The sequence below is a fragment of the Nocardia sp. XZ_19_385 genome, assembly GCF_015355755.1.
Lineage (GTDB): Bacteria > Actinomycetota > Actinomycetes > Mycobacteriales > Mycobacteriaceae > Nocardia.
This window is the reverse complement of sequence record NZ_JACVEE010000001.1, coordinates 2,061,406-2,077,986: the sequence shown is the minus strand read 5'-3', so window position 1 is coordinate 2,077,986 and position 16,581 is coordinate 2,061,406. Positions and strand designations below refer to the sequence as shown.

General features: G+C 66.2%; 15 protein-coding genes and 1 tRNA gene. 10 read left to right on the top strand and 6 right to left on the bottom strand.

Annotation, left to right across the window (positions count from 1 at the left end; all coding sequences use genetic code 11):
* The first annotated feature begins 38 nt into the window (after positions 1–38).
* From IBX22_RS09835 to IBX22_RS09805, 7 genes are all read left to right on the top strand, one after another.
* A tRNA-Ala gene (locus tag IBX22_RS09835) sits at positions 39–111 on the top strand.
* Positions 112–381: 270 nt separating this feature from the next.
* Positions 382–690, top strand: coding sequence for a hypothetical protein (locus IBX22_RS09830; protein ID WP_194814983.1), 309 nt, complete (start codon positions 382–384; stop codon positions 688–690).
* 47 nt (positions 691–737) lie between these two features.
* The gene (locus tag IBX22_RS09825) at positions 738–1,991 is read left to right on the top strand and encodes a hypothetical protein (protein WP_194814982.1); all 1,254 of its coding nucleotides are present in this window, start codon (positions 738–740) and stop codon (positions 1,989–1,991) included.
* A gap of 1 nt (position 1,992) precedes the next feature.
* Positions 1,993–2,643, top strand: coding sequence for a hypothetical protein (locus IBX22_RS09820; protein ID WP_194814981.1), 651 nt, complete (start codon positions 1,993–1,995; stop codon positions 2,641–2,643).
* On the top strand, positions 2,640–3,827 hold the full coding sequence (locus tag IBX22_RS09815; protein ID WP_194814980.1) for an RDD family protein: 1,188 nt from the start codon (positions 2,640–2,642) through the stop codon (positions 3,825–3,827). Before IBX22_RS09820 ends, IBX22_RS09815 begins: the two co-directional genes overlap by 4 nt.
* A gap of 101 nt (positions 3,828–3,928) precedes the next feature.
* Positions 3,929–4,456, top strand: a complete 528-nt coding sequence (locus tag IBX22_RS09810) for a hypothetical protein (protein WP_194814979.1) — start codon at positions 3,929–3,931, stop codon at positions 4,454–4,456.
* A 306-nt stretch (positions 4,457–4,762) separates the two neighbouring features.
* On the top strand, positions 4,763–5,683 hold the full coding sequence (locus IBX22_RS09805; RefSeq protein WP_194814978.1) for a hypothetical protein: 921 nt from the start codon (positions 4,763–4,765) through the stop codon (positions 5,681–5,683).
* 3 nt (positions 5,684–5,686) lie between these two features.
* Here the strand turns inward: IBX22_RS09805 and IBX22_RS09800 are convergent, their stop codons facing one another.
* Complete coding sequence (locus tag IBX22_RS09800; protein ID WP_194814977.1) at positions 5,687–6,214, bottom strand: endonuclease/exonuclease/phosphatase family protein; 528 nt, start codon at positions 6,212–6,214, stop codon at positions 5,687–5,689.
* Positions 6,215–6,336: 122 nt separating this feature from the next.
* Between IBX22_RS09800 and IBX22_RS09795 the strand changes: the two genes are divergently transcribed.
* On the top strand, positions 6,337–8,367 hold the full coding sequence (locus tag IBX22_RS09795; protein WP_194814976.1) for an ATP-binding protein: 2,031 nt from the start codon (positions 6,337–6,339) through the stop codon (positions 8,365–8,367).
* Between the two features lie 10 nt (positions 8,368–8,377).
* Here the strand turns inward: IBX22_RS09795 and IBX22_RS09790 are convergent, their stop codons facing one another.
* The 5 genes from IBX22_RS09790 to IBX22_RS09770 form a co-directional block, all read right to left on the bottom strand.
* Complete coding sequence (locus IBX22_RS09790; protein ID WP_194814975.1) at positions 8,378–9,064, bottom strand: alpha/beta fold hydrolase; 687 nt, start codon at positions 9,062–9,064, stop codon at positions 8,378–8,380.
* 48 nt (positions 9,065–9,112) lie between these two features.
* Positions 9,113–10,216 carry an FAD-dependent monooxygenase gene (locus tag IBX22_RS09785; RefSeq protein WP_194814974.1) on the bottom strand — a complete coding sequence of 368 codons (1,104 nt, stop codon included), beginning with the start codon at positions 10,214–10,216 and terminating at the stop codon, positions 9,113–9,115.
* 106 nt (positions 10,217–10,322) lie between these two features.
* Positions 10,323–10,952, bottom strand: a complete 630-nt coding sequence (locus tag IBX22_RS09780; protein WP_194814973.1) for a LysE family translocator — start codon at positions 10,950–10,952, stop codon at positions 10,323–10,325.
* A gap of 20 nt (positions 10,953–10,972) precedes the next feature.
* On the bottom strand, positions 10,973–11,770 hold the full coding sequence (locus IBX22_RS09775) for an AfsR/SARP family transcriptional regulator (RefSeq protein WP_194814972.1): 798 nt from the start codon (positions 11,768–11,770) through the stop codon (positions 10,973–10,975).
* Positions 11,771–11,867: 97 nt separating this feature from the next.
* Entirely contained in the window at positions 11,868–14,657 is a 2,790-nt protein-coding gene (locus IBX22_RS09770) for a BREX system ATP-binding domain-containing protein (RefSeq protein ID WP_194814971.1), read from the bottom strand.
* Between the two features lie 117 nt (positions 14,658–14,774).
* Here IBX22_RS09770 and IBX22_RS09765 point away from each other — a divergent pair, with 117 nt between their 5' ends.
* Together IBX22_RS09765 and IBX22_RS09760 are read left to right on the top strand one after the other, a co-directional pair.
* Positions 14,775–15,599, top strand: coding sequence for an alpha/beta fold hydrolase (locus tag IBX22_RS09765; protein WP_194814970.1), 825 nt, complete (start codon positions 14,775–14,777; stop codon positions 15,597–15,599).
* A gap of 49 nt (positions 15,600–15,648) precedes the next feature.
* Complete coding sequence (locus tag IBX22_RS09760) at positions 15,649–16,437, top strand: alpha/beta fold hydrolase (RefSeq protein ID WP_194814969.1); 789 nt, start codon at positions 15,649–15,651, stop codon at positions 16,435–16,437.
* The last annotated feature ends 144 nt before the right edge of the window (positions 16,438–16,581 follow it).

Here is a 16,581-nt window from a genome sequence, read left to right as displayed (position 1 = left end):
TTCAAGCGCGAACGGGGAAGCCCGGGAGCGTCCACCCAGGGGCTATGGCGCAGCTGGTAGCGCACCACACTGGCAGTGTGGGGGTCAGGGGTTCGAGTCCCCTTAGCTCCACAATCAGGGTCTGATCGAAAGATCAGGCCCTTTTTGCTGTCCCGGCACGGCTAGGCCGGTTCGCGGCGGAGCCAGTTCGGCCGCGAACGGTTCGGCAGTGCATGCCTTGCTACGATCCGCTTGATCAACTGATGTGCCGCTAGTGCGGCATGGCGGGGGTGTCTGTGAATCCGATGGAACCAGTCGCTATTTCGCTGCGTCGAAGTGAGTAGGTGTAGTTCTACGGCTTCGTCCGTGATGGTCGGGCCACGGCGGTATGAAGGAGTGTGTATGGCTGGCTTTCTGAGTGTTGATATCGAGGTGCTGAGCAAGGCCGCGCAATCACTGAGCAACGCCGAACAGGTGCTGAATGACGCGATGAAGCTGATGTCGAAAGACAGCCATCCTGACATCGGAACCAAGGAACTCAATGATGCTGCCGACAGCTTTCAGACGCGATGGAAGTACGGCATCGAACGCATCGGTGAGTCTGCGAAAGTGACCGCAGAGGGCGTCACGAAGTGCCTCGAGGCGTATCAGGCGACAGATGGTGCCTATGCGAAGGCGCTCGAGCAAGCCAAAGCGGCCGTACCGTCATGAGCCAAAACCCTTACCCCAACTTGGGATTCAATCCGGTCCCTGGCGCAGTGAGCGATGTAGCCGGTCTCCAAGCGCAGATCAACAAATCATACGAAGCCGTCCAAGAAACCAACACATTGTTGACACGCTTGCGTAACAGCAACGACGACGTGTGGAAGGGAGACGCCGGCAACGCATTCCGCGCCAGTTTCGACGCCACATTGGCTCAAGACCTCGGCTACGCGCAGAGCTCCCTCGAGAAGGCCGTGGCTCTGATCCAGGAGTGGCACACGAACCTCGTCAGCTTCCAGAACACCGCCAAAGGGCTGGAGACCGAAGCGGCGGAAGCCAGAGCGCAGCTCACACAAGCCACAGCGAAGTTGCAGCAGGCGCGGTCTAATCCGGACTTGTCGCTCGCGAACCAGAGTTTCTCGGACGCGGATCTGCCGGCCGCTCAAGCCCGTCTCAATGCAGCGATCGCGCAGGTGCAATCCGCGAGCGCTGCAGTCGATGACTGGCAGGAAAAGCTCGACGCCCTCATCAAGCGCGCACGTGATCTGGAAACAACTCATGACACGCTGGCCCGCCGGATTGCCAGCGAATTGGATACTGCCGCCAAGGATTTCGCTCCCAGTCCGCCGGACAAGAGTATTTGGGATAGCATCACCGACTGGATCAAGGGCGTCGGTGATTGGATCGACGAGCACCGCAAGGGCCTGTACGACATCCTGTCGACCACGGCCGCCATTGCTGGGCTGCTGGCGGTGGTTACTCCTCCCCCTATCGATGCCATCGCGTTGGGAGTCGCCCTGGTCGCGGGCGCCGGGGCACTGGGACTCAGTTTGACAGATGAAGAATTACGGGACGATCTGCTGAACGGGAGTCTCAAGGAAAAGGGAATGGCGGCGCTGCAGTTGACCGGCGACACGTTAGGTTTGATCCCGGGTGTCGGCGCGCTGGGTAAGACTTTGAAGGTCGGGGTGCTCGGTGAAGCGGTGGATGCGGCGGCGGATGTGGGTCGGCACGCCGCTTCTGCTGTTCCGGTCGGCCGACTCGAGGCTATGGCCAGGACATTCTCCGAAGCCGCGCACAATCCCGGGTGGTTGAACCAGAAGATGATCGATAACAATACGTTCAACATCACAAACCAATTGACCGACTCGGGGGCATCCGCCGCGGTGCACAAGGTGCTTCAGTTCACCGGTGTCGAAGGGAAGTTCAGCACGCCTGATCCGGCCAGTGCCTTGCTGGTCTTCAAGCGGGCCGAGGGTGCCGCCGGTGCGTTGGCGGGCTTGGCCATAGGCAAGGTGTTCGGAGACTGACATGAGCACACCACAGGCGAAATCCAGTCCCGGGTATTCCATTTCAGTCGATATACCGCCCGGCTATCACGAATTGCCTTTGTCGAATATCGATGAAATTCTGAGTAGGGCGCAGCCGGTGGTGGCATCGGTGCTGTCCGATGACCTGAGGCCGGAAGTGCCGAAGGTGGTCGGGACGTTGCAATTCATGCTCAGTAAGCTGGCGAGTAAGAACGCCCTCTATTGCGGAATCGGAAGGCATGCTTCCACCGATGGGCATCCGGTGAGTTCATGGTTGACCATATCCTCGCTCGACTACGGCCAGGCGGAGAACCCTCGGCTGGTCCTGCACGGTCTGGCGACAGCGAAACTGGCCGATTCGTCGTGGCAGGTCGAGTTCGTCGAGATCGGGGGCCGGCAAGTATTGGTTTCCGAGTCCGTGCAGACATATCCGGCACCCGATGTCGCCGACTTGGCAGAAGCCGGCGACGCTGTTCCTGCGTACCAGCTGGAGGCGCTCGTGCCGTCCGGCGACGGAAGTGCTGTCGCGGCAATAGAATTCGCTACGTCGAACGTCGATCAGGGGCCGGAATACCTGGCGATGATTTTCGCGATGGTTGCGTCGCTCGAATTCGAGAAGGTTTTGCCGATGACATCGAGCCTGGACCTATGATGACTGGAGCATCGGACGGGGCCGGGCAGCGAGCCGAGACCGCCACCGTGGCGCCGCCGGCGGGGCGGGCATTCGATACTTCGGCAACTCGATCTGCGATACGCAGGAATATGTGGTTCAGCTGGGTGTTTCTATTGGCCGGTGCCGCCTGTTTGCCTCTGACAGTGCTCATGTTGAATGCCTTCGATACTCCCGGCGCTTCCGGAGCAAGGAAAGTGGGGGTGCTGGCTGCCGAGGTCACCGGCGTGGTGGGCATTCTCGGTACCGTCTTCGGAATAGCGGTGGTGCGCATAAGCCTTCGGAAGCGGCGATCCGCCCGCCGCTATCCCTGGGTGCTCTGGCCTATCAACTACATCAGGGCCGGGCGCCATGAATGGGTCGAGTTGCTGGATCGTTTCGGCCGACCGGTCTCCGCGCTGATCCTGAGCACTTGGCCGAAGGACATCGGAAAGCTTGTCAACCACAAGACTGAAACGATCTGGTTCGCTGGCAACCCAGAAAAGTACGGTGTGATCTCGCGTCCAGGCGGAGCCGATGTTCGCTACGCCTACCTCTCCAAAGGCCGGCAACCGCCACGGTTCTCGTTTCGAACGGATGCCGGGGATGGTGCGGTCAGGCAGGGCGAGTTCACCCCGGATGTCTCGCGGCACGAATTGGTCCGCGAGCACGGCAAGTTGCGGATGAAGCCGATAGAAGAAGCGGCGGTGCCTGATCGCCATGGCGCGAAAGGCGATGAAAGGTACCCATCGTCACGCATGCTTCGCCGGGTATTGGCATTCGCCTTCGATTGGCTTGTGCACCTGGGCGTCGGGCTGGGTTTGGCGGCCGTTCTCATCCCGGGGTTTTCCGTCCAAGCTGTTGGAAAACTGGAGTGGAAGTACGTCGGTATCGCACTCGGGTTTTGGCTGGCAACGTCCGCGGTCGACCGCATTCTCCTTCAGGGTCTGTTTCACACCACCATTGGCAAAGCGTTGTTCGGGCTGTGCGTGATACGGCCCGACAACGGATCGTTTCCTTCCTACGGCAGGCTGGCACGGGTCTGGCTCATGAACGCCTACTTCTCGTTGATGCTGCCGCTGGCGCTACTCGGTGGCGACGGGCCCGGCCCCGACAATCTCGACGACTACTTCCTCCCCGCAGTCCGGCGACGAGATGTTCGGCCCCAGCCGATGCTCGATCGATAGGACATAGGCCAGACCGGTCAGGCAGCCCCGTATTCACCCTGCCGAAAGGCCGACGGCGGCGTACTGCGGTAGAAGTAGAACTCGATGTCGAGAGGTGTGTGGTGAGTCAGGTTCGCAAGGTGGTGGGTGGCCCCACCACCCTGGTGTGGATGCTCGGAGTTTGCGCCGGGTCTGTCCTGTTCGTGCTGGCGGTGACGGGGCAGGGGATCCGGATCGGACAGCATGTCAATGCCGACGTCGGGCCGTTCTTCGGATTCTTGGGCGGAATCGTCACCGGACTGGTGTTGTGGTCGTTGCTGCTGCGGGTAGCTTGGCGCTACCGACGGGAGTACCTGCGCCGGAAGGGAACCCACAGCATCGGCTCGGTGGTCGACTCGGATTACCGGCATACGCTGCGTTCCAGTGTGGTGACCCAGCGCGAAGTGAGTATCGAGGTGCTGGTCACTCACCCCGAGACCGGCGAGGCCCTGCAGGTGCGCAAGAGATACTGCTTTGTCGAGTTCCGTGCCCGCCGGGCCAGGGCGCTGCATGCTGAATTCCCCACGGGCACACCGATGCCCGTATTCCTTCGCGGAAGGTACGCGGCATTCGATATCCCGGACCGGCCGGGATGGCTGGATATCTGGTAATCGAGCGGTCAGCCAGGGCGGCGAGCAGGGGGACGATCGTCTCAGAACCTGGCCGAGGCGCTGGCTGACAACCAAAGGCTACGAGAACATTTGGAGCAGCTCGGAGGGCTCGGGGTAGCCAGCGCACCCCTAATCGGCACCGAATTGCCGGCCCGGTTCTCCAGCAACGAGCCCGCGCCGGGACGGACCAGGCGGATCGTGTCCACCGTCTTGATGCCTGACGGATAAGCGTGGCGGAATTCGTCACGCGGGGGCCAATAGATTTCCCGGCTTGCGCCGTATTCCCTTGGTGCGCAGGATAACTCCATGGCACTCACCGTCGTGTACGACCTCGATGCGGATCTGGCGAAACTCGGCTCTTTCGAGTCCGCCTGGAAAGCTCAGAAGGAGAAGTTGACCTGGGCGGCGGACACAATCAACAACGCGGCCAACAGCGTGGTCGGAGAGGGGTGGAGTGGACCCGCGGCCACTCGATACAACAGCCACCGGGGGAAGCTGGTCGCGGACCTGGACGAGTGCGCCGACCTGGCCGGTAAGGCCGCTGCGGCGGTCGGGGCGTGTATCCATACGCTGCGGTTCAACCAGGGGCAGTTGGAAAACGAGAAGGCGAAGCTCAAAGGCAAAGTGCCGATGACCGAGTACGGGGCCGGCGGGGCAGTCGAGCTGAATCCCGAGGACGGTGAGGAGGATCAGATCGAGCTGGTCGACAAATTGGTCAAGTCGTACAACGAGATTCGCGGGCGGGTCGACACGAAGCTGAATGTCGAGGCCGGGGAATTCAAGTCGGCCATGGCAAAGTTCAAGGCTTTCGAGAGCACTTGGTCGCGGCGGACATTGCGCACGCTCAACTGGAACGTCCAGCAGGGCGGCGGCGGCAACAAGCTCTGGGGGCAAGGGCACCAGATCCACGACATGGGCGAGTTGGCACAGCGTCTTATCGACGGCAAGGTCGACGTGGCGACACTGCAGGAAATGTTCGGCGACGGAGCGCAGTTGTTGCAGGTGGCACTCGACAAGCAGGATGCCGACGGCAATTGGGTGGTGCACTTCGGGCCGGCCTCGATGAAGGGGCAGTGGACGAATTCGGGGTTCTCGAGCGAATTCGGTAACGCGGTTGCCGTACGAACCGGCAGTGGCCTGACTGCGGGCGATCCCACCGTGGCCGATCTCGGGGACGGCGACGAGGGACGATCCTCCACGCGGGTCCGGGTCACCGTCGATCGTTGAGTATTACCAAGCGGGCATTGTCACATCCACCCGCTGACCGTCGTGGTCGGATTCGCCGCGATCCCAGCGTTCGGCCGGGGTGGAACCGACGCCGCGCGGCAGCACATGGTCGATCGGATAGTGCTGTTCCGAGGTGCCCTTCGGTTGCCCGCCGGGACCGTCGTGGATGGTGCCTGCCTTGGTGTCGAAACCATCCAGGTCGAAGTTCCGGATCTCCTGCGCAGACGGGCTGTCGCCGCCGGCCTCGGCATTGAAGTCACCACCGACCACCACATTGCCGTTGCGGATATCGGCGACCAGGCCACGTAGCTTGGCGATCTGGTCGGCCTGATCGCCTGCGTGTTTATCACCCTTGGTGCGGGTGAGGTGAGTGCTGAGGAAATCGAGCATGTTGCTGTTCTGGAGCATCAGTTCCTCGGCGTTCTCGGCGTCCATCACCCGGTAGAGCGCGATCGCCGATTTCAACCGCTCGGCATCCGAATCAACCGTGCCCGCGAACGCCTTCACGGTGCCCGTGGCAGTCGTGAACACCTCGGAATGGGCCGTGTAGCAGGCCTGACCGCTTGCGGTACTGTGCTACAGCATAGTAGAGCGCAAGCCATCACAGTCATTTGACTGATTCAGCGCTCAGTGGCGCCTCGTACATTCGTGGCATGCCCACAGACACCACGCCAACACCATCGAGGCTGGCGCATACCTTGGCCGCCGGGCGAGACCGGGCGTTCGTCGGCAGGCGCGCCGAACTCGACTGGTTCGCCGCGGCACTCGACGGGGAGTCCGAGGCCCGTCCCGTGCACTACTTGCACGGGCCGGGCGGCATCGGGAAGTCGACGTTGCTGCGGGTATTCGCCGGGCTGGCGCAGCGCGCCGGTCGTCCCGTGGTCGAAATCGACGGCCGGACAGTGGTTCCCACGCCAGAGGGGTTCCTGGCGGCGGCGGGGACCGCTTTGCACCAGCCCGGGGTCGTGCTGCTGGTCGACACCTTCGAAAAGTGCCAGGGGCTGGAAGGCTGGCTGTGGGAGCGGTTTCTGCCGCAGTTGCCGGTCGGGGCGGTGGTGGCGGTCGCCGGGCGGGCCGAGCCGGATCTGTTGTGGACGTCCGACCCCGGGTGGGTGGATCTGCTGCGGGTCACCGCGCTGCGGAATCTCGCACCGGAAGAGGCCGCGGAGTTTCTGCACGCCCGGCACGTGCCGGCCAGTGTGCAGCAGGCCGTGCTCGAATTCACCGGCGGCAATCCGCTGGCGCTGGCATTGGCGGCGGTGGTGGCGGTGAAAGATGGTGCGCCAAAGGGGGATTGGCGTCCGAGCCAAGACACGATCGCGACACTGTTGCGCCAATTGATCGGCAACACACCCAGTTCCGAGCACAGCCGGGCGCTCGAGGTGTGCGCACACGCCTATGTCACCTCGGAGTCGCTGCTGCGCGCGGTATTCGGCGTCCGGGCGGCCGAGTTGTTCGCGTGGCTGCGGGTGCAGCCGTTCATCGAATCCACCGGCGCGGGGCTGTTTCCGCATGACGTGGTGCGGGAGGCGCTGGAGGCCGATCTGAAGTGGCGGGACCCGGAGGGGTTCGCCGAGATGCATCACCAGATGCGGGAAGTGCAGCTGGCGCAACTGCGTTCGGTGCCGGAGTCACAGCTGCTGCAGGCGACCGGTGCGCTGATCTTCCTGTATCGCACCGACCGGCAGATCTCGGAATTCAATGTCTGGCGTGACGTGGGGCTCGTCGAAGATCATCCGTACGTCGAGTCGCAGCGCGAGCAGGTGCTGGAGCTGGTGCGCCGGCACGAAGGAGCGGAATCGGCCGCGATCGCGGCATTCTGGCTGGACCATCAGCCCCAGGCCTTCCGCGCCTACCTATCCACGCAGACCGGCGAGCTCTGCGCGTTCTCCGCCTGGCTCGAAATCGCCGACCCCGTTGGGCTGGAAGTGGATCCGGTAGTCGCGGCGGCGTGGCGGTACGCGCGGGCCAACGGGCCGTTGCGGTCGGGGGAGTACCTGGCCTTGGCTCGCTTCACCATCGATGGCACCGCCTATCAGCGGCCCGCGGCGGCCACCACCCTCGCTCAGTGGCGTGCCACCGGCGAGATGGTTCGTGGTGAACGGCTCGCTTGGTCGTTCGTCGTCATGCGTGACGACGGCTATTGGGACGGGCATCTCGGCGATATCAACATGCTGCCCATCGACTCTCCGCCCGCTGTCGGCGCCCATCGCTACGCGCTGTTCGCCCACGACTGGCGCACGCAACCACCCGGCCCGTGGCTGGCGGAGAAGTCCGCCGCCATGCTCGCAGGCGCCTCCATGGCCGATGGGCCGGTGCGCGGACCCGCGGAGCTGGTGGTGCTGTCTCGTCCCGAGTTCGACGCGGCCATCCGCGACGCACTGCGCACGCTGCGCAGACCCGTTGCGCTGGGCGACAATCCGCTCAATCGCAGTCGCCTGGTGAAAGAGAGCGGGAAGTCGCTGACCGAGGTGCTCGCGGACGCGGCGCAGGCACTGCTGACCGAGCGTGGTGGCGAGAAGTTGCATCGGGCGGTCAGTGTCGCCTATTTCAAGGGCGCGCCCACCCAGGAAGTGGCGGCGGAGCTGCTGGGATTGCCGTTCAGCACCTACCGCCGCCATCTCGGCACCGCCGTGGAGCGGATGAGTGAATTGCTCTGGCATCACGAATTGAACGGCCAGTGAGGTTGCGGATTCACCAGGAAAGCTGAGGTCCGTGGCCGGGAAACAGTGAGGTCCAGAAGTCTTGCAGCGCTTCGGCTGCCGCCGCCGGGCGCTCGACCATCCACCAGTGGCCCGCGTCCGGCATCAGGTAATGGTTCGCCGCGAGCTGCCGGGCAACCTCGGCGGCCGGTTGGTAGTCGTCGTAGGGGTCCTGCAGCGGCGTGATGACGAGTCCGGGCGCGGTGGAGCGCTTCAGGTCGGGCCCCCAGTCGCGGTAGGGATTGGGGGTGGCGGAACGGTAGAGATCGAGGATGGAGCTGCCCATGCGGGTGTCGATATCGGTCGCTTGCCGCACGAATTCCTCGCCGGCGCCACTGGTCTGCCAGGTTTGCGCCAGCTCGTGCCAGCGGTAGTCCGGGTGCATGATGGCTGCTCCGTCGGCAACCCAACTCCGGAGTGGGACATCGTATTTCGTGACGATGCGGTAGGTCAGCAGGGCGCCCCAGTCGTGGCCGACCAGGTCGATGGGGCCGGGAATTCGGCGCAGTTCGGCGGCCAGCCAGTCCGCGTACGCATCCTTGGTGGCGGCGAACGATTCCGGTCTGGCGCTCGCGAAGCCGGGCAGCGACAGTGCCATGCTGTCGCCGTCGAGGTGGTTGCGCAGGCTGTCCCACAGGGCGGCGGTTTCCGGGACGCCATGGACGAAGACGACAGTCATTCGAGTTCCTTTTCGAAAGATGTTGGGTAGCAAACAGTTCGGCGTGGCTCACGGCTGAGCGCGGAGCAGTCCGTAATCCCGCGCATAGATTCGAGGGGCAGCCAAGCGCAGCACCGTGTTACGAATCGCCGGGGCCAGGCTCCGGGTGCTGTCGCGCCGCCGCGCCCGCGCCTGTACCCACTGGGTGCGCGGGAGCCGCCGCTGCCGATACCGCTCCAGCCGCTGCTCGATTTCGCCACTCCCGCAGAGTGATTCGGCCAGCACGAGGGCGTCCTCGACCGACATCGCCACGCCCTGAGCCATAGTGGGTGAACTCGCGTGCGCGGCGTCACCGATCAGTACGACGCGCCGGGTCCGCCAGGTCGGGTCGGTGGCTTCCTCGATGACGGAGACATAGGCCCCGGCTGCCTCCGGCGCCGCGAGCAGGCCGCGGACCTGATCGTCGAAGTGGGAAAAGTGCTGGGCCAGTTGCGCACCGACTGCCGCCGGTTCAGGCGTCGACAGATCGGCATAGCAGTACAGCCGATCCTTTCCGACCGGCACCGCGAGGAATGTCGTCCCGCGTCCGAGCCACACGGTCCAGTTGTCGATTCCCGCGGTGTTGGCGGTGACGAACCGCCAGCAGATCTGACCCGCGTAGCGCACGCCCGCATCCGGATTCACGATGCGCCGCAACTCGGAGTGCACCCCGTCGGCCCCGACCACGACGTCGTAGTGACCGCTGCTCCCGTCGCTGAACGAAACCTCCACACCGGATTCGGACTCGGTCAACTCCCGCACGGTGACACCCGCCTGGATGGTCAGGCCGAGATTGTCCACGAGCGCCGACCGGAGCCGGTCATGGGTGATGCCCACCGGCTGCGCTACGCCTTGCCACAGCTGGGCCATGTCGATGTCGGCGAGCTCGCGACCCCGATGGTCCAGTAGTCGCTGGGTGCGGATCGGTGCGGCGTCCGCGTCCAGGACGGCACCGAGGCCGAGCTCTGTCAGTGCCCGAACGGCATTGCCCGGCAAGAAAAGTCCGGCCCCGGCCGGGCTCTGCGTCCGTCGCTCGACGATGTCGACCGAGAATCCGCGGCGATCCAGCGCGGTGGCGGCGGCTATCCCCGCGACCCCCGCGCCGACGACGAGAACGCTGAGCGCATTCGACATGTTGGCCTCCTCGTGGTGCCTTGTCCGGCTCACTCCGAGCCGGTGCGTCACCACTGTCCGTGGCGGCACAGCTCATTCGCCAGTCCAGAAGCTGCCCACTTCCGGGTCAGGCGCCGTCCGCGGCGAGCAGTCCGGCCAGGCCGAGGAAGCACACTCCGGTACCGAGATCGATCCGGCGCGAGGTCCGGGCCGAGAAGCCGGTCGCGCCGATCAGACCGCCGACGATGACATAGCCGAGGCCCACCACGAGCTCGATGCCCACGTAAGCCGCACCGAGCAGCGCGATCTGAGTCCCGAACCCGCCTGCCGATTCGGCGGCGAACTGCGGTAGCAGCGCGGCGAAGAGCAGCAGCGCCTTCGGATTGCTGATCCCGACGGCGAATTCGTTCCCGACGATCCGCCACCGGACCGTGCTCGCGGCCGGTACGGCCGCCTCGGCAGGCGCTGGCCGCCAAGCCCGCCGTAAGGCCTGGACGCCGATCCAGGCGAGATAGGCCACACCCGCCCACTTGATCACCGTGAGCGCGGTCACCGAGGCCGCGAGCGTCGCGCCGAGGCCGGCCACCACCAGCGTGACCAGCACGACGAAGGCGGCAAGCCGTCCGCCCACGCCGGCCAGGGCAGCGGGAATGCCGTGGCGCACAGCATTGTTCAGGCCGAGGATCTGGCTGGCTCCGGGGATGAGTGAGACGAGCAGCGCGGCCGGGAAGAACCCGACCCAGTTGATCGCGTGCATAGTGGTGCTCCATTGCCTGGTCAGGAGGCGCAGCTTGCGCAGCGGCGCGGCGCGCCATCGTCGGTCAGGATGCGCTGGTGCAGTGCGGCCAGCGGGGCGCTCGGCTCCAGGCCCAGATCTGTCACCAGGCGCTGCCTGGCCTCCAGATAGACCGCCAATGCCTCGGCCCGGCGGCCGCTGTCGTGCAGGGCCGTCATCATCAGCGCCGTCAACCGTTCGCAGTGCGGATCGATGATCCGCAAAGCCTCGACCTCCGCGATCGCGCGATCGAATTGGCCTGCCGCCAAGTCGATTTCGATGGAGCACTCCTGCAGGGTGCGGCGCAGCCTGCGTAGCCGCGCACGCTCCACCGCCGCCCACGGTCCCGGCAGCCCGGACAGCGGGTCGCCGCGCCACAGTGCCAGTCCGGCCAGTGCTTCCCGGCCCGCACCCGCGAGATTGCCTGCGGCACGGGCTATTTCCGCCGCGTGCCGATGTCTTTCGGCGGCACCGGCATCGGTGTCGACCGGCAGCGCCAGGCGGTAGCCGCCGCGCACCGAGACCACGGCGTCGGCGCGGTCTTCGTGGCGGGCCAGTTGCCGGCGCACCGACCACACGAAATTCCGGATGGCCCCGACCGCCGAGTCAGGACTGTCGTCCACACCCCACAGGCCATCGATCAGCTCGTCGATCGACACCACCCGGCCCGCGTTCCGGGCCAGCATCGCCAGCAGCGTCTGCGGCTTCTGCTGCCGGATCGCCACCGGCTCGTCCCCGAACCACACCTCCACAGGTCCGAGCATCGAAAGCCGCAACAACGTCATCTCCGTGTTCGACACCGCCTCGTACTCCTCACTCTGGGTAGGAGCCCATGGTCACGGCGGAAGCTGCTCACTTACCAGCCCATTCGGCTGTCCAGTGCTGCTCGAATCGAAGTCAGGCGGCGACACTCTCCAGGGCCGCGGCCAATTCGACCCGGCCGGTGATGCCCAGACGCGGGAAGATCCGATACAGGTGCGAGCCGACGGTGCGGTGCGAAAGATAGAGCTTCTCGGCGATCTGACGGTTGGTGAGTCCTTCGGCGGCGAGCGTGGCGATCTGGAGTTCCTGCGGAGTGAGCTGGTCACGGGCGTTCGCGGCGCGCCGGGTGCTGGCCTCGCCCGCGGCGCGCAATTCGATGCGCGCGGACTCGGCCCAGGGGGCAGCGCCCAGGGCGTCGAAGCCGTCGCGGGCGGCGCGCAGGGGTTCGCGGGCTTCGGCCATGCGGCGCAGGCGGCGCAGGCGGCGGCCGTGGTGCAGTTGCAGCCGGGCGCGATAGAGCGGCCAGCTGCCGACGTGGCTGGTGAGCGCGGCGGCGTAGACGGTGTCCGCGTCGTCGTCGGCGGCCAGGACCGCACGGCTGTATTCGTCGACGACCAGCAGCATGGGCGCCGGTAGCCGGCCGGCCAGGGCGGGCAGCTCGGCCAGCAATTGCCTTGCCTCGTCGACCTTTTCGGCCGCGACGGCGGCGTCGGCGAGTTCGGCCGCGATCCACCAGCGCCGCATCGGATGACTGACCGGGTCGGCCGGGTCGTAGACGCGCCGCAGTGTCGCGAAGGCGTCCTCGGCGCGGCCCGCGAGCAGCTGGATCATGCCGCGGGTTTGCTGAGCGGTGACCTGGATGCAGCGCATGCCGACCGCCATCGGGCTGGCATGGATCTCGCGCAGATGATCCTCGGCGAGTTCGGTTTCCCCGCGCAGGGCGGCGATCATGGCCAGGTTGGTGCGTCCCGCGACGCCGTAGAACTCCTCGCCGGTTTCGGCGGCGAAGGCCCGGGACTCCTCGGTTTCGGCGCGCACCGTATCCCATTCGCCGAGCCAGATGCGGCTCCAGTTGCCCGCGCCCAGAATGCCCGCGAGCAGGCCCAACCGGCCCTGATTGCGGCCCACTCCGGCGGCGGCGTCGATGTAGGCGGAACCACGCCGGAGGTCGCCGAGGAACAGCGCGGCGTAGCCGAGGTAGCGCATGGTGTCGGCGTCGGAGCGGTCCGGCGTCAGCCGGGCGAGTTGATCGAGCACCGCGGGACCGCGATCCCACGGCACCGTGTACGCCTCGATGGCGAGGCGGCGTGGGTCTTGCGCGGGCAGGTCGAGGAGGTCGAGTTGCTCGGCGATCGCTGTCCGGGCCGGGGCGGCGGCGTCCTGGAAGAAGCAGCGGGAAGCGGCCCGCCACAACAGCTCGGCCGCGAGATCGGTATTGCCCGCCCGGTGCACGTCCCCGGCGATGTCGACCAGTTCGAGCATCCGGTTCTCCGGGTCGTAATGGCTGAAGGCGATGACCTCCTGGACAGTCGCGAGCCGGGCGCGATCGATGGGCCCGAGCGCGCTCGGGTTGGCGCGGTCCACGAGGTCCTGTGCTTCCCGGCGGGCGCCGATCTCGCTGGCCAGTTCGGCCGCGCCGAGCAGCAGCGTGGTGGTGCGCTCAGGGCGTTCGGCGAGTTCGGCCGCGCGGTGCAGCGCGTTCACCGCCGTCATGATCGCGCCGCGGCGGCGGGACCGTTCGGCGAACGCCTCCAACTCCGCGGCCAGGGAGTCGTCGGTGCCGAGGGTCGCGGCGGCGCGATGCCAGAGCTGCTTGTCCGGGAAATCCGCGAGCGCCGCGGCCAGGCAGGAGTGGGCGCCCAGGCGCTGGGTCAGCGGTGCGCGCGCGTAGATGGCCGTGCGCATCATCGGATGCCGGAATCGCATTCCCGCGCCGGACAATTCGACCAGGCCGATGTCGAGGGCGTCCTGCAGATGGTCGGCGGTTACCGGCGCGCCGGCGAGTTCGGTGGCCGCGGACAGCAACCGGCGCAGCTCGCAGCCGACATCGGCGGCGAGTACGACGAGCAGTGTGCGCGCGGCCGGGCAGAGTTCGGCGGACCGGGCCGCGAACGCGGCCTCCAGCCGAGCGGTGAGCGGGAAATCCTCGCCCACCCGGTCGGTGCCGCTGTGTCGCAGCGCACGGGGAAGCTCGGTCAGCGCCAGGGGATTTCCGGATGCTTGCGCGAGGAGTCGCTGGCGCGCGGTGGTCGTCAACGTCGGCGCTTGGGCTTGGAGCAGTTCGGCGGCAGCGTCCTCGGGAAGCGGTTCGACCACCAGATCCGGCAGTCCGGCCCGGTCCGCCGGATCGCCCTGGCCGGCGCGGGTAGCGGCCAGAACGAAGACCGCGTCCTTGCCGATGCGGCGGGCCAGGAAGCTCAGCGCGTCGGCGCTGGCCGGGTCGAGCCAGTGCAGATCGTCGATGATCAGCACGATCGGCTGCTGTGCCGCCGCCTCGCCGATCAGCTGCAGGGCGGCCAGCGCCACACTGAACAGATCCGGGCCGCCCTCTTCCTGCCCGAACGCCGCGCGCAGCGTGCGCTGCTGTGCCAGTGGCAGTTTCACGGCTTCGGGTAGCAGGGGATGCAGCAGCTGATGCAGCGCGGCGAAACACAAACCGGCTTCGTTCTCCACACCGACCGCCGACAGGACCGTCAGATTCCGTTCCAGCGCGGCGTCCCGGACCGCCGCCAGCAGCGCCGACTTACCGATACCGGCCGCACCGCGCAGCACCAGCGCGGACCCGTTTCCGTCCGCCGCACGGTCGAGCAGTTCCCGCAGTGCCGCGAGGTATTGCTCGCGTCCGACCAGACCACCACCGCCGGTCGGGGTGGTCGCCAGCACGTCTCTGGTGAAGAACGCCGGCGCCGCAATCTCGCTTCCCATCCCCGAAGCCTGGCAGAACCGCCGCCGTTCGACAACGCGACTCAGTCATCGACGCAGTCGCCGATGCAGTCGTTCGACTGATTCGGCAGGGGTGCCCCACTTCGTAATTTCATAGCCATGACATCGACATTCACCACCACAGACGGCGCCGAGATCTTCTTCAAGGACTGGGGCACCGGACAGCCGGTCGTCTTCAGCCACGGCTGGCCGCTCAACGCCGACGCCTGGGACGACCAGGCCCGCCTGGTCGCCGAGCACGGTTACCGAGCGATTGCCCATGACCGCCGCGGCCACGGCCGATCCACCCAAACCTGGGACGGCAATCACATGGACCGCTACGCCGACGATCTGGCCGAACTGATCGAGACGCTCGATCTGCGCGACGCCGTGCTCGTCGGACATTCCACCGGCGGCGGCGAGGTGGCCCGCTACCTCAGCCGGCACGGCAGCGGCCGGGTCGCCAAGGCGGTGCTGCTGGGCGCCGTGCCGCCGGTCATGGTCAAGTCGGAGACCAATCCCGAGGGCACCCCGATGGAGGTGTTCGACGGCATTCGCACCGGCGTCGCCACCGATCGCTCGCAGTTCTACTGGGATCTGAGCGAAACCTTCTACGGCTTCAACCGGCCCGGTGCGGCCGCCTCGGAAGGGATGCGCCGCGCGTTCTGGCGGCTGAGCATGCAGGCCGGCGTCCGCGCCGCCTACGAATGCATCACCCAGTTCTCCGAGACCGACTTCACCGAGGATCTGCGGCGCATCGACGTACCGGTGCTGGTCGCCCACGGCGACGACGACCAGATCGTCCCGCTGCACGACTCGGCGGTGAAATCCGCTGAGCTGATCAAGAACTCGACCCTGCGCGTCTACCCCGGCGGTGCGCACGGGCTGCACGGCGAATTCCGGACCGCCTTCGAAGCGGACCTGCTCGAGTTCCTGAAGAACTGACCTCCCCCGAAATCATCACGAAAAATCCTGCACAGCAAAGGAATCCGTCATGCGTATCACCAACTCCGCCAAGATCGCCGCCGCCGCCGTGGGCCTGAGCGCCACCCTCGCCACCTCCGGCTGCGCCTCCGCCGAACCCACCCCGGCGAAGCCGACCATCGTCCTGGTCCACGGCGCCTTCGCCGAATCCGCCAGCTGGAACGGCGTCATCGACCGCCTGAACCAGCAGGGCCTGACCAACATCGCGGTGGGCAACCCGCTGCGCAGCGTCCAGGGCGACGCCGACGCCGTCCGCGGTGTGGTCGCCTCCATCAACGGGCCGGTCGTGCTGGTCGGGCATTCCTATGGCGGGCAGGTCATTTCGCAGATCAACGACCCCAAGGTCAAGAGCCTGGTCTACGTGGCCGCCTTCGCCCCCGAGGAGGGCGAGACCATCGGCGAGCTGTCCGGCAAGTTCCCGGGCAGTACCCTCGGCGAAACCCTGAACAAGGTCACCCTCGCCGACGGCAGCACCGACCTCTACATCCAGCCCGAGAAGTACCAGAAGCAGTTCGCCGCCGACGTGCCCGACGCGCAGGCCACCCTCGACGCCCGCACCCAGCGCCCGCTCAACGACCGCGCGCTCAACGGCAAATCCGGTGCACCCAGCTGGAAGAGCCTGCCGTCCTGGTTCGTCTACCCCGACGCCGACTACAACATCCCGGTCGCCGCGCACCGGTTCATGGCCGAACGCGCCAAGGCCCGCGCGATTGTCGAAATCCCCGGCGCCTCCCACGCGCTCACCGTCTCCCAGCCCGATGCTGTCGCCAAGGTCATCGTCGACGCCGCCAACGCCTGATCATCGGCCGATTCCCCAGCGGTGCCACGTGGATATCACGTGGCACCGCTCACTTTCCGAACAAATGAGCAGTTTCCGGTCTGGGAACTGAGCGTCATTCCGGCCGACAGTGGCCAGACCTCCGCTCCCGGAGTCGAAAGGACA

What these genes read in the sequence shown, in the direction of transcription:
- IBX22_RS09830 (WP_194814983.1), top strand. Translation starts at nt 382, where the DNA reads ATGGCTGGCTTTCTGAGTGTTGATATCGAGGTGCTGAGCAAGGCCGCG.
- IBX22_RS09820 (WP_194814981.1), top strand. Translation starts at nt 1,993, where the DNA reads ATGAGCACACCACAGGCGAAATCCAGTCCCGGGTATTCCATTTCAGTC.
- IBX22_RS09815 (WP_194814980.1), top strand. Translation starts at nt 2,640, where the DNA reads ATGATGACTGGAGCATCGGACGGGGCCGGGCAGCGAGCCGAGACCGCC.
- IBX22_RS09805 (WP_194814978.1), top strand. Translation starts at nt 4,763, where the DNA reads ATGGCACTCACCGTCGTGTACGACCTCGATGCGGATCTGGCGAAACTC.
- IBX22_RS09795 (WP_194814976.1), top strand. Translation starts at nt 6,337, where the DNA reads ATGCCCACAGACACCACGCCAACACCATCGAGGCTGGCGCATACCTTG.
- IBX22_RS09790 (WP_194814975.1), bottom strand. Translation starts at nt 9,064, where the DNA reads ATGACTGTCGTCTTCGTCCATGGCGTCCCGGAAACCGCCGCCCTGTGG.
- IBX22_RS09785 (WP_194814974.1), bottom strand. Translation starts at nt 10,216, where the DNA reads ATGTCGAATGCGCTCAGCGTTCTCGTCGTCGGCGCGGGGGTCGCGGGG.
- IBX22_RS09780 (WP_194814973.1), bottom strand. Translation starts at nt 10,952, where the DNA reads ATGCACGCGATCAACTGGGTCGGGTTCTTCCCGGCCGCGCTGCTCGTC.
- IBX22_RS09770 (WP_194814971.1), bottom strand. Translation starts at nt 14,657, where the DNA reads ATGGGAAGCGAGATTGCGGCGCCGGCGTTCTTCACCAGAGACGTGCTG.
- IBX22_RS09765 (WP_194814970.1), top strand. Translation starts at nt 14,775, where the DNA reads ATGACATCGACATTCACCACCACAGACGGCGCCGAGATCTTCTTCAAG.
- IBX22_RS09760 (WP_194814969.1), top strand. Translation starts at nt 15,649, where the DNA reads ATGCGTATCACCAACTCCGCCAAGATCGCCGCCGCCGCCGTGGGCCTG.